The sequence below is a fragment of the Pseudomonas sp. 05N433 genome, from assembly GCF_056396925.1.
The window spans coordinates 1-13343 of the sequence record NZ_JBFTML010000041.1; the positions used below are offsets into that span (position 1 = coordinate 1).

Below are 13343 nucleotides of genomic sequence, written 5' to 3' on the forward strand. Positions count from 1 at the left end.
CCGCTGGCGAAGCTGAGCACCGGCGCATCGTTGCTGCCGGTGACGGTGACAGTCACCAGATGGGTGGCGACGCCACCGAGGCCATCACTGACCTGCACACTGAACACTTCGTTGTGACTCTCGCCAGCCTTCAGTGATTGCACCGCACTGGCAACACCATCGGTGCCGTTGGCCAGGGTGTAGGTCCACTTACCGCTGCTGTCCACCGCGATCGAGCCATAGCTGCCGGTGTTTGACCCGGCAATGCTCCAGGTCGCGGTGGCTGCATGATCGATGTCGCTTGAACTGAACTGGCCGCTGACGCTGAGGGTGGTGTCTTCCTGCACGGCGCCGACATCGTTGCCGCTGGCGAAGCTGAGCACCGGCGCATCGTTGCTGCCGGTGACGGTGACAGTCACCTGCTGGGTGGCGACGCCACCGAGGCCATCGCTGACCTGCACGCTGAACACTTCGTTGTGACTCTCGCCAACCTTCAGTGATTGCACCGCACTGGCAACACCATCGGTGCCGTTGGCCAGGGTGTAGGTCCACTTACCGCTGCTGTCCACCGCGATCGAGCCGTAGGTGCCAGTATTGGACCCGGCAATGCTCCAGGTGGCGGTGGCCGCGTGATCGATGTCGCTCGAGCTGAACTGGCCACTGACACTGAGGGTGGTGTCTTCCTTCACGGCGCCGGCATCGTTGCCGCTCGCGAAGCTGAGCACCGGTGCGTCATTGCTGCCAGTAATGGTGATGGTCACAGTCTGCGTCGCCGAAGCAGCGTTAGCCGCGCCGCTGTTGTCGGTGGCGACCACGGTGTACGAGAAGGTGACGGTTTCACCCGCGCCGAGGAAATCGAGGTTCTGGCTGGTGCTGTAGTCCCAGCTGTTGTGATCAACCGAGAACCCGGCGACCAGTGCTGAGGCCACACCCGCATCGAGCGTGCCGCCGCTCCAGGCGATGTTGCCGTTGGAGGCGTGCGACACAGTCACCACGTCGATGTTGTCCACATCGGCAAAGCTCAGTGCGCCGCTGTCGCTCAGTGTGGCCGTACCGTTGCCTTCGCTCATGGCGCCGGTGGTGTCGGCAATCGTCAGCGTCGGCCGGTCGTTGGTGCCAGTGATGGTAATGGTCACGGTCTGTACCGTGCCGTCGCCGATCGCCACGTTATAAGTCTGGGTGAGGATCTGGCCTTCGCCCAGGAACTGCACGGCGGCGTTGTCTACCGCGAAGTGCCAGCCCAGCGAACCGCTACCGGTGCCGGTGCTGTCGTGCAGTGGATCTGTGGTGAAGCTGCCCAGGTAGCCGGAAGCGCCCGGTGTGACGGTGACGCTGTGGGTGTCGATCAGGTCGGCGTCGGTGAAGGTGATGCTGCCGTTGGCGGCGTAGTCGCCACTGTCTTCCTTGGCATCGCCGGTCTGCACGCCGCTGGTGATGTGCACCTGGTCGTTGGTGCCGGTGATGGTGATGATCACATTTTGCGTTGTCGACGAACCATGCCCATCACTGACGGTGACCACATAGGTTTCGGTAGCTGTCTGACCCTGGGCCAGGTACTGGGCTGCCGCATTGTTCACGGTGTAAGTCCAGTTAACGGTGCCGTTGGCCGCATTGGCCGCTTCAATGACAGAGGCAAGGCTGAAGTTGCCCAGCGCTGTGGTATTGCCTCCCGCCGCCACGAATGAAGCGGTATGCGTGTCGCTCAGATCGACATCGCTAAATGCAATCGTGCCTGTCGTACTCAGCGAATCGGTAGTGCTCGGCGTTGTGGGCGCATCTTCGGTCACCGTGCCAGCCTGCACGCTGACGTTCATCGTCACACTGTCATTCATACCGGCAAATTGCACTTGCGCAGTGGCCCAGCTGAGGGTGCCATTGCCGAGACGAATCGCATACGTAAAGCTGTCTGCCAGGGACGCTCCGGCAGCAAGCTCCTGAAGTTGCGTCTTGAAAGCAGTCGATAAGGTAGCGGCGTCGTAGCCGACTTTGCCATCCGATGTAATCCAGATTTTTGCCCCGTTGAGGCTGGTGTCGGTGCTCGTCGCCTCAATTCTGCTCGTGTCCTGGACCAGCAGATCGGCCGGGGCATAAACCTTGGTGGCAGTAGAAAGGCTGGTCGCGTTATCAACTGACCAGAGCGTCTTTGCGTTACCGCCCAGGTCATTGGACATGACATCCAGGTACACGACACCCTGCAGGTCTTCAGTGATGGTCACGTTGCTCGTGCCAATGACACCCGTAGTGAAAATGTCGTCCTGCGCCTGCGGCGTATTGGAAAACGAAGTAACGGTGCCGCCGCTGGTCGTGGTGGTGGTAGCCATGTCTTTCTCCCGAGAATGCTTTTTTTATTGGAATTGCCAGGGACTGCTAACAGGACGAAGTCCCGTGCTTGCGCCGCTCAGAGTGTTCAGGAGCGGTACGGGGCGGCTACCGGACATCGTCGACCGTCTGGGCTTGACGGGACAGGTGGTGCCGGCAGAGGGGCGCTGGTCTCGCGGGGGTGAAGAAACTCGCCGTACTTGAGGAGCGAATCGCAGAAGCGGTCGGGCGAACGTGGGCCCAAGCCTGAGGCTGCGCTGCGCGTGGCGCGCAGTATCCTGAGAGCGCCCATAGGGAAGGGACTCCTGAAGTAATGGCTGGATAAGGCCGTATTTTGGTACAGCACTGACTCAGGGATACGGCCTTTCCTGATATCAGTTTGATAGGTGTTTAGTTGTGGGGTCAGGCTTTGTAAAGGTGTTAAGCGCAGGTAACAGTACGATGTGCCAATATTCCGACAAGTGGGTGTTTTGGTGTCAATATTATGTCGATTTGTTTTTGGCGAAGTGACCGCAGGCACTCAATAGTGGTGCATCTCAAATGATCTGAAACCCTTATGCGGCAAGGGCTGGCTGCATAATTCCAGTACAAGGAAACTCTAAAATTGCAGCGTCAGCGGTTAGAAAAGCCCGTCAGAGCATTCCTCTGGCAGTTTTTTTCTTGCTCGAACCACCTGACGACTTACGTGGAAAGTCCGTTATTGCTGTGCCTTACTTCTGACTCCACTCAAGGAGCCAGCAATGCGACACAGAGGTGCACAGTTCTGGTTATGGACCGACACCCGTTTGCCTCACCGCACCCATGAAGAAGTGCTCGGTGACGGGGTACAAGTGGAAGTGCGGGCGCGCGTGGGTCATGAGGGAATCACCCAGGTGTTCATCGGTGTTTACGATGCCCGTGGGATCATGCTGTGTGAGGAGTTTCACGACAGGGGCCGTGATGAGACTTACTGTGCGGCGTTGAAGTGGGGCGCTCTACGAGCGGGCGAGATCGTCGCGGGCACGCAGGCCTTCGTTGCACCTCATCGGGTGCAACTGACGCTCGGCACGGTCATCACCGATGAGTCGGTACTGGCGCTGCGGCGGATGGAAATGAACGAACGTGAGCGTTTCAAGCTCAGCTGTGAAGATGCGTGGTCGGAATACCTGACCGCCAAAGCGGCCATGCTTGACCTCATGCGCGCGCCCAAAGTCGATCCCAGGGTCTGGGCGGACCACAAGGAGCGACTGAAGCAGGCGATTGACCGGCGCGTCTGTGTACAACGCGCCTATTTACGCTGAGCTATTCAGAACCTGATGCCCGGGGCTGTCGCAGGGTCTCGATGGTCGCGATCAGGTCATCGTAGGACACCGGTTTTCCAATGTACTGGTCAAAGCCCGATTGACGAGCCTTTTTAATATCGCTGATAGCGCCATAGCCAGTCAGGGCAATGGCCGGCACATCCTTGACATGCGGCAACTGACGTAATGCTTGCATCAGTTCATGGCCGTTCATGACCGGCATGCCCAAGTCCGAAATGATCAGGTCGAAGTGGCTGTTTGCAGCCGCGTCCAGAGCGTCCTTCGGATGATCGAAGGCAACGACTTCGGCGTCCTCCATTTCCAGCAGCATCTTCAGGGTTTCCAGTACCTCGGCGGAGTCGTCGACCAGCAGAATCGTCAGGCCGCTCAGTTTTCCTGATACCTCATCGGTTGGCGTTGTGGTTTGGGTTTTGCCTTCACTACTGGCCAGGGGCAAATAGACAGTGAAGGTACAGCCTTCCCCAACGCCCGGCGAACTCACTTCAACCGTGCCATGTTGCGCCTCGGTCAATTGGCGCACCAGTGACAAACCGATGCCCAGCCCTTCGCGCTGGTGGTTGGCGTGCTGTGTTTCAGCCTGGCCAAACAGGTCGAATACGTGTTCGAGGTTCTCGGCCGCGATGCCGGTGCCATTGTCCTTGACGTCCAGCTGCGCCATGTTCTCGGCCAGGCTGGCGATCAATTGTACGCGGCCGTCGGGCGGGGTGAATTTCAGTGCGTTATTCACCAGGTTCCAGATGATCTGCTCCAGGCGCGTCGGATCGGCGCGCACCATCAACGGCTCCGAAGGCACATGCAGCTCGACGGTGGTGCTGTGCTGGTCGTTGAGGACGACGGTGTAAATATCGCGCAGCACACTGGCCAGATCCACGGCGATCGGTTTGAGCTTGAGCTTGCCGGTGCGCACGCGGGCGACATCCAGCAGGTCGTCGATGATCCGCGCCTGGCTGCTGACGGCATCGCAAATGGTGTTGACGGCTTTGGCGGCCGGCGCCACCGACTTGGTCACCGGCAAGCGCCGTAACAGTTCGGCGTTGAGCTGGATCAGGTTCAGAGGATGCTTGAGTTCGTGGGACATGACCGCGAAGAACTCATCCTTGAGGTAATTGGTGTTCAGCGTCTCGGCCAGTTGTTGGCTTTGTTCCTCATGCTGGCGTTTGTGACCGGTCAGGTCCCGGGCGATTTTCACGTAGCCGCGAAGGTTGTCACCGCTGAGCAAGGTCACTTCGCCGCTGCAATAGAAGCGGCTGCCGTCCTTGCGCAGGTGCCAGCGTTCATCTTCGGAACGGCCATGGGTGCGAGCCCCCAGCAGTTCGGATTCAGGCACGCCGGAGGCGCGGTCTTCGGCGGAAAAAATGAAGTCGTAGTAAGCGCCTTCGGCCTCAGCCTTGCTGTAGCCGAAGATCAGTTCGGCGCCTTTGTTCCAGGTGGTGATCACGCCTTGTTCATCAAGGGTGATGATCGCGTAGTCGCGGGTGCTTTCGGCCACCAGGCGCATGCGTTCTTCGCCCAGGCGCAGCTCTTCTTCGGCCTCGCGGCGTTTGGTGATGTCAATGAACGTCAGCACGGTGCCGTCGATACGGTCTTCGCTGGAGCGATAGGGCAGCAGGCGGGCGATGTACCAGTGCTTGTCGGTGCTGCTGACTTCACGTTCGATCATGTTCAATGATTCGAACACCGATGCCGCGTCACTCGCCAGGTCGTCGTAGTGCAGGCGATGGGTGATGTCGAGCAGGGAGCGACCGGTGTCCATCGGCAACATGCTGAAAATATCGGTGGCGCGTGGGGTGAACCACTTGATCCGCATACTGCGGTCGACAAACACCGTGGCAATGTCGGTGGAGGCGATCAGGTTGGTCAGGTAGTCGTTGATCTTGTCAGTTTCTTCGACTTTGGTTTTCAGCTCGTAGTTGACCGTCAGCAGCTCTTCATTGATCGATTGCAGCTCTTCCTTGCTGGTTTCCAGCTCTTCGGTGGCCGAGCGCAGTTCTTCGTTGATCGCCTGCATTTCTTCGTTGGAAGCTTTCAGTTCTTCACTGGAAATTTCCGATTGTTCAATGGTGTCCTGCAAGTGCAGTTTGGTGCGTTGCAGTTCACGCTCAAGATTGGACAGCACCTGGCTTTCGGTTTGAAGCAGGGTCTTGGCCGTCGCTTGCGAAGGATCGACTTCGACTTCCTCGAAAATCACCAGAATGAACTCGCCGTCCGCCTCTTCATCCTTGTAAGGCTGCGCCTCGAGGCTGACCTTGTAATGCCGCTCTTCGCGCTTGACCGGCACCTCGCGGGATTTCACGGCCAGGCCGCTCTGCTGGACCTGGAACAGCGTGGTGCGGATTTCCAGGCGCAGCTCTGACAGGATCAGAGTCAGCAGGTTGCGTGACAGCTCACCGCCCACATGCCGAAGGAAACGCCCGGCAGTTTCGCTCATGTGCAGGATGTCGGCGTTGGCATCGACGATCATGCTCGGCGGGGCCGCGCGTTCGAGGGCGCGCTGGTGGATGTCGGCAAACGACAGTTTGCGCTGCACGGCGTGTTGCGGTGCCTGATGGGAAATATTGGAGCGCACATAACCACCGCGCGGCACGGTCGGCGTGCGTCGGCTGTTGGCGGTGCCGGTCTTGGCGCGGAAGATCCGGTTGCGTTTGTCCACCGGCGTGAACAGCTCATGGCAAGCGTCTGCACTTTCGGAGGAACCGAGGAACAGAAAACCGCCGGGGCGCAAGGCGAAGTGGAACATCTGCAGGATTTCGCGCTGTACTTCGCGATCCAGATAGATCAACAGGTTCCGGCACACGATCAGGTCGATTTGCGAGAAGGGTGGATCGGACAGCAGGCTGTGTTTGGCGAACAGCACCTTCTCGCGGATTTCCTTGCGAATCCGATAGTGCTCATCTTCCTTGATGAAGTAATGCCGCAGCCGCGTCGGCGGCACATCCGTCACGATGGCTTGCGGGTACAGGCCGGCCCGGCCGAAGCTGATGGCGCGCTCGTCGATGTCGGTGGCGAAAACTTGCAGTGAGGCCTTGCTGGCTTCCTGTTGCAGCTGATCATTGACCAGCATCGCCAGGCTATAGGCTTCTTCGCCGGTGGAACAGCCAGCCGACCAGACCCGGATTTCTTCCTTTTCAGGCTGCGCCGAAACCGCGGCGCTGACCAGTTGCGGAATGACATCCCGCTCCAGCGCTTCGAAGGCTTCGCGATCACGGAAAAAGTTGGTCACGCCGATCAGCATGTCCCCCAGCAGCGCCTTGGTTTCTTCGGGATTGCTTAGCAGGTAGCGGTAATAAGCTCCCAAGTCGGGCTGGGCCGTGACCTGCATCCGGCGTTCGATCCGCCGCAATACCGTTGCGCGTTTATAGTGCTTGAAGTCATGACCGGTGCCGGTACGCAACTGGATCAGGATGTCGTGCAGCATTTGTTCGGCGAGCACGGCATCACGTTCGGCTACAGAGGCGAAGGATTGCAGTTCCGGATCATTGGCGGCGGGCAAGCTGATTTCCCGGGAGTTGTGCCACAGGTCCAGCAGCTTTTGCGGCATGTCTGCTACGGGCAATACCAGATCGACCATGCCGGTTTCGATGGCCGCCCGAGGCATACCGTCGAACTCGGCGTCTTCCGGTACCTGGGCCAGGGTAATGCCGCCCTGTTCCTTGATACGCGACAGGCCGACTGCGCCGTCGGAACCGCTGCCCGAGAGCACCAGGCAGAAGGCGCGCTCGCGGTGTACTTGCGCCAGGTCGCGGAAGAACAGATCGATCGAGGCATGGCGTCCCAGTTGTGGGTCGTTTTCAATTACCTCAAGGTTATTGCCATTCATCACCAGTCGCCGCGCCGGCGGGATGACATAGACCCGGTTTTTCTCGATCGGTACGGTTTCGGTGACCTGCAGAACCGGCATCCGGGTCGATTCCTGGATGATCTTGTCTGCGACGCTTTGGTGGTCGGGCGACAGGTGAAGAATGATCACAAACGCCATGCCGTTGTCGTTAGGCATGTTCTCGAAAAACAATTTGATGGCTTGCAGCCCGCCAGCCGACGCACCGATGCCCACCACTGGAAAATCCAGGGTACTGAGGGTCAGGGCCTTTCGCTCGGGAGCCGTGGCCGAGTGCTTGGGGGTGGTGGTCATTTCCTGGCCTTTGCCGGCGATTTAGAGCGTATTGGGTTCAAGCGGATAATAATTAGCGTGCTTCAATAAATCAGGATAATCCCGTTTTTCAATAACGCCTTCAAATATTTAGCGCAGCCGTATGATCTTTTGGCAGTAAAAGGAACGATTGCACTCCCGCTGCTTCAAGGGAACGCGACTACTGGCCGATAACGCGACAAGCCGTTGTGATTTCATCGCTGGCGGCCGGTAAAGCTCATCACGCGATTGTGCGAAATTGCTTGATAGCCAATGGCCTCTCGCTATCATCTGCGCGCCTGAAAGGCCGCGAAGCTGAACTCGCAGCCATTGCCTTTAGGTTGTTCTTCCTTAAATTGCCTGGAAATCTTCGATGCTGTCGTATCACCAAAAAAGCTTTTTGATCGTCGATGATTTCTCGGATTTCCGCAGTTCCGTCAGGTCCATGCTGCGGGAGCTGGGCGTCAAGGACGTCGACACCGCTGATACCGGTGAGCAGGCGCTGCGCATGTGCTCGCAGAAGTCCTACGACTTCATCCTGCAGGATTTCCACCTGGGCGATGGCAAGAAAAACGGTCAGCAGGTGCTCGAAGACCTGATGATCGAGAAGCTGATCAGCCACGAAAGTGTGTTTGTCATGGTCACCGCCGAAACCAGCCAGGCCATGGTGCTCAGCGCACTGGAGCATGAGCCCGACGCTTACCTGACCAAACCGTTCAACCGCTCCGGCCTGGCCCAGCGCCTGGAGCGACTGGAACAGCGCAAGACCTTGCTCAAGCCGATCCTGCAAGCGCTTGACCGGGGCAAACCGGTTGAAGTGCTCAACGCCTGCATCGCCTTGTGCAAACAGGACATTCGTTATTCGCCGCTGTGCCTGCGCTACCGCGCCGATGCATTGCGCGACTTGAACCAGAACGAAGCGCTGGAGCGTCTTTACGACAGCATCATTGCAGATCGGCCTTTGCCCTGGGCGTTTGCCGGATTGGGCCAATTGCTGTTCAAGCGCGGGCAGGTCAGCCAGGCCAAGGGCATTTACGAAAAAGCCTTGAAAGTCTTCCCGATGATGCCGGCCCTCTACGATGGCATGGCCGATGTGCTGGTCGCCGAAGGTGACACCAAAGCGGCGCAGAAAGTGTTGGAAGAAGCAATTCGCCTGTCGCCGCTGGCGGTGCGCCGGCAAGCGTTGCTGGGCAAGTTGGCAATGGCCAACGAAGATTTCGACACTGCCTCCAAAGCCTATCGCCAGGCCGTGAACCAAGGGGCGCAGTCACGGTTCAAGGATGCGGAAAGCAACCTCGGCCTGGCCCATGCCTTGATCAGCAAAGGCTCGGAAAAGGGCCTGGACACGCGGACCCGCCTGGAAATCAACACGACGCTGAGTGCAGTGGCGAAGGAGAACCCTTCCGACCCAGGCCTGCAGATTCGTGCGCGTCTGATGAAGGCCACCAGCCTGCTGCTCAACGATGCCGAGACCGCCGAGAAGCTCACCGAGCAAGCGATGATGCGCCTCGATGGCATGGAACAGTTCATGAGCGCCGAAGCGGCGCTGCTGGTGGCCAAGCAGCTGCAAATGCTGGGGCAGGCGAGTGCCGGTGCTTCGATGTTGAAAAACTGTGCGGAAATCTACGGCGACGATCCGACCGTAATGAAGGGCATCGCCAAGCTGACCGACGACCCGACCATCCTCAACTCGGGCAACGCCGCCGCCGACCTCAACCGTCAGGGCGTGCGGGTGTACAAGACCGGCAACCTGGTGGAAGCCCGGGAAGTGTTCCGCAAAGCCCTGGCGCTGCAACCGAAGAACATCAGTATTGCCCTGAACATGGCGCAGTCGCTGCTGCATGGCACCGACACCAGCGTCCCGTCGGCCGAGCTGGAAGAGTGCCGGGCCTGCCTGAAAACGGTCGGCCTGATGCCCGATACCGATGCGCGTTATCCGCGCTACCAGAAACTGAAAATCAAGGCGTTCGGCGAATGATCGACAGCGAACCGTCACTCGACTTCTCTACGGTGATTGCCTCCACCGTGCACGACATGAAGAACTCTCTGGCCATGCTGATGCAGGCGCACAGCCAATGGCTGGCGCGTTTGCCCGACCCTGAGCGGCACACCCCGGAGCAGGGCGTCATCGACTTCGAGTTCGCCCACCTCAATGGCATGCTGGTGCAGTTGCTGGGGCTGTACAAGCTGGGCGTCAACCAGATGCCATTGCAGCCGGCCTACCATGAGCTCGATGACTTCATCGAGGCGCAACTGGCGGCTCATCAAGAAGTGTTCGCCAGCCGCGGCATTATCGCGACCTATGAAGTGGACCCGTTGAGCCCGCTGGGTTTCTTCGATCGGGAGCTGATTGCCTCGGTGCTCGCCAATTGCATCAACAACGCCATTCGTTATGCCCGGCATGCCTTGTTGATCAGTGTCAGCGATGAGGCCGGGCAATTGGTGCTGACCATCAACGACGATGGTGAGGGTTATCCACCCGAGATGATCGAGCGTCAGGCCGACTATGTGCAGGGCATCAACCACAGCAGCGGCAGTACCGGCCTGGGCTTGTACTTTGCCGGGCGGATTGCCGCCTTGCATCAGCGTGATGGTGTGGGCGGACGTACCGAAATCAGTAATGGCGGGCCATTGGGCGGCGGCGTGTTCAGCCTCTATCTCCCCTGAACGACACGTTCCTCACAGGATTGCGCCTTTTTGTTTGACGCTGCTTGATATTCCGAACAGCCGGAGCCTATTTTGTACGGGTCGCCGTTCGCGGCTCGTACAACAACAAGGATTGCGTCATGACAACCGATGGCCATCGCTCACTCGCGCAGCGATTGACGGGCATTGATGAGATTGAATGTGTCACGCCGGACCTGAACGGCGTGCCACGCGGCAAAGTAATGACCGCTGAAGGATTTCTTGAGGGGCGGCGTTTGCAGATGGCGCGGGGAGTGCTGCTGCAATGCATCATGGGCGGCTATCCGCCCGCGCACTTTTACGGCAGCGATGATGGCGATCTGGCGCTGGTGCCTGATCCGGGGCAGATCCACCGCTTGCCCTGGAGTTCGCACCCTCGGGCACTGGCCATATGCGATGCACAGGAACTGACGGGCGAGAGCTCGCACCTGTCGACTCGCGGCCAACTCAAGGCGGTGATCGCTCGCTACGCCGCCCTCGGTCTGGCGCCGGTCGTGGCGACCGAGCTGGAATTCTTTGTGTTCGCGCCCAACCCTGACCCGACGCAACCCTTCCAGCCTCCAGTGGGCCTGGACGGTCGTCGCGAGGACGGTCATTCGGCATTCAGCATCAGCTCCAATAACGGCTTGCGGCCGTTCTTCACTGAAGTCTACGCAGGCATGGCGGCGCTGGGCTTGCCGCGCGATACCTTCATGCACGAGATGGGCGTCAGCCAGTTCGAGATCAACCTGCTGCATGGCGATCCGCTGCTGTTGGCCGACCAGACCTTGCTGTTCAAGCATCTGCTCAAGGAAGTGGCGCTCAAGCATGGCCTGACCGTGGTCTGCATGGCCAAGCCGTTGGCTCACACGCCGRGCAGTTCGATGCATATTCACCAGAGCGTCGTCGAGATCGACAGCGGGCGTAACGTGTTCAGCGACAAGGCCGGCGAGCCGACCGCGACCTTCCGTCATTTCATCGGTGGTCAACAGGCCGGCCTGGCGGATTTCACTGCGCTGTTTGCGCCGAACGTGAACTCTTATCAGCGCCTGTGTCATCCTTTTGCATCGCCCAATAATGCCTGCTGGTCCCATGATAACCGCGCGGCCGGCCTGCGCATTCCGGCCAGTTCACCGGTCGCTCGTCGGGTCGAAAACCGCCTGCCGGGGGCTGACGCCAACCCGTATCTGGCGATCGCCGCGAGCCTGGCGTCGGGGCTGTATGGCATCGAAAACAAACTGGAACCGAGCGAAGCGGCACGGGGCGAATTCGTAGTGCCGGATAATCTTGCGTTGCCGTGTACCTTGCATGCCGCTCTTGAACGTCTGAAACGTAGCCAATTGGCGAAGGAACTGTTCGGCAAGGAGTTCATCGAAGGCTACATCGCTTCGAAGACCCTGGAGTTGACCAGCTTCCTCGATGAAATTACTCCCTGGGAACGGCGTGTTCTAGCAGCCCAGGCCTGACGACCTGTCGCCATCGGGCTATCGTTGTCGATAGCCCGATACTCACTGCAAGGAGCCGCTCGGAACGCCAATGCGCCAAATCCTGAAATCCTTTCGAGGACTTTATTTCGCCTCGCTGATGATGTTGATCGGCTCGGGCCTGTTGAGTACTTACCTTGCCCTGCGCCTGGCGGCCGATAAGGTCGACAGCCTGTGGGTCGGCGCGTTGATGGCGGCCAACTATTTCGGCCTGGTGCTGGGCGGCAAGATCGGCCATCGGCTGATTGCCCGGGTCGGGCATATTCGAGCTTATTCAGCCTGCGCCGGGATCGTCGGTGCGGCGGTGCTGGGCCATGGCCTGGTGGACTGGCTGCCCGCGTGGCTGTTCCTGCGGGTGATCGTTGGCCTGGGCATGATGTGCCAGTACATGGTGATCGAAAGCTGGCTCAATGAGCAGGCAGAAGCCAAGCAGCGTGGCGTGGTGTTCAGCGGCTACATGATCGCTTCGTACCTGGGGCTGGTGTTGGGCCAGCTGATTCTGGTCATGCACCCGGGCCTGGGCCTGGAACTGCTGATGCTGGTCGCTCTGTGTTTCGCCCTGTGTCTGGTGCCGGTGGCCCTGACCCGGCGGATTCACCCGGCGCCATTGCACCCGGCGCCGATGGAACCGCGCTTCTTCATCAAACGCGTGCCGCAGTCACTGAGCACGGTGTTGGGGGCGGGATTGATCGTCGGTTCGTTCTACGGCCTGGCGCCGCTGTATGCCTCCCAGCAAGGATTGTCCACCGAGCAGGTCGGTCTGTTCATGGGCAGCTGCATTTTTGCAGGCCTGGTGGTGCAGTGGCCGTTGGGATGGCTATCGGATCGTTATGACCGGGCGGTATTGATCCGAAGTTTTGCGTTTAGCCTGGCACTGGCCGCGTTGCCGCTGGCGATCATGCCGCAGGTGCAACTGGAGGTGCTGTTCATCGCCGGGTTCCTCTGTTCGTTGGTGCAATTCTGTCTGTACCCGCTGGCGGTGGCGTTCTCCAACGACCACGTCGAGGGTGATCGCCGGGTGTCGCTGACGGCGATGCTGCTGGTGACTTACGGTGTCGGCGCGAGTGTCGGACCGTTGGTGGCAGGGGTATTGATGAAGTTGTTCGGCAGCCAGATGCTGTATGCCTTTTTCAGTTTTTTTGCATTGGTGCTGGTGTGGCGAATCCGCCCGAAAGCAGTCACCAATCTGCATCAGGTGGACGATGCTCCACTGCATCACGTGGCCATGCCGGACAGCATGACGAGTTCGCCACTGGTGGCTTGCCTTGACCCGCGTGTCGATGAGCAGGTGGTGCAGGATCAGATGCAGAACCCGGTCAACCCGGAGGCTGATGTCAATCCGGATGCCGAGCCAGAACCTGAACCTGAACCAGTTTCGGATTCAGAAGACCCGGACGCAGGTCGCGAGCAAAGTTTTACCGAAGCGCGGCCTTGATCAAGACATAAAAAAACGGGCAATCCCCGCAAGGG

At 59.3% G+C, this 13343-nt stretch carries 7 protein-coding genes; 5 read left to right on the plus strand and 2 right to left on the minus strand.

What is annotated here, in order from left to right:
• Nucleotides 1-2300 (minus strand): VCBS domain-containing protein (locus AC1DIS_RS20550; protein ID WP_477781051.1); only part of this gene is annotated, 2300 nt, incomplete at its 3' end.
• 738 nt (nucleotides 2301-3038) lie between these two features.
• On the opposite strand from AC1DIS_RS20550, the gene AC1DIS_RS20555 reads away from it, so the two are divergent.
• Complete coding sequence (locus AC1DIS_RS20555) at nucleotides 3039-3578, plus strand: hypothetical protein (RefSeq protein WP_086944554.1); 540 nt, start codon at nucleotides 3039-3041, stop codon at nucleotides 3576-3578.
• A gap of 1 nt (nucleotide 3579) precedes the next feature.
• On the opposite strand, the gene AC1DIS_RS20560 is transcribed toward AC1DIS_RS20555, so the two are convergent.
• A complete protein-coding gene (locus AC1DIS_RS20560; RefSeq protein WP_477743508.1) occupies nucleotides 3580-7728 on the minus strand; it encodes a CheR family methyltransferase in 4149 nt (1382 codons plus the stop codon).
• A gap of 370 nt (nucleotides 7729-8098) precedes the next feature.
• On the opposite strand from AC1DIS_RS20560, the gene AC1DIS_RS20565 reads away from it, so the two are divergent.
• From AC1DIS_RS20565 to AC1DIS_RS20580, 4 genes are all read left to right on the plus strand, one after another.
• On the plus strand, nucleotides 8099-9703 hold the full coding sequence (locus tag AC1DIS_RS20565) for a tetratricopeptide repeat-containing response regulator (RefSeq protein ID WP_019650359.1): 1605 nt from the start codon (nucleotides 8099-8101) through the stop codon (nucleotides 9701-9703).
• Entirely contained in the window at nucleotides 9700-10392 is a 693-nt protein-coding gene (locus AC1DIS_RS20570) for a sensor histidine kinase (protein WP_064616474.1), read from the plus strand. The genes AC1DIS_RS20565 and AC1DIS_RS20570 overlap by 4 nt, the downstream gene beginning before the upstream one ends.
• 221 nt (nucleotides 10393-10613) lie before the next feature.
• Nucleotides 10614-11855: a glutamine synthetase family protein gene (locus AC1DIS_RS20575; protein WP_477781055.1), complete on the plus strand. Its 1242-nt coding sequence runs from the start codon at nucleotides 10614-10616 to the stop codon at nucleotides 11853-11855.
• A 70-nt stretch (nucleotides 11856-11925) separates the two neighbouring features.
• Entirely contained in the window at nucleotides 11926-13308 is a 1383-nt protein-coding gene (locus AC1DIS_RS20580) for an MFS transporter (RefSeq protein ID WP_064616477.1), read from the plus strand.
• Nucleotides 13309-13343 lie beyond the last annotated feature (35 nt).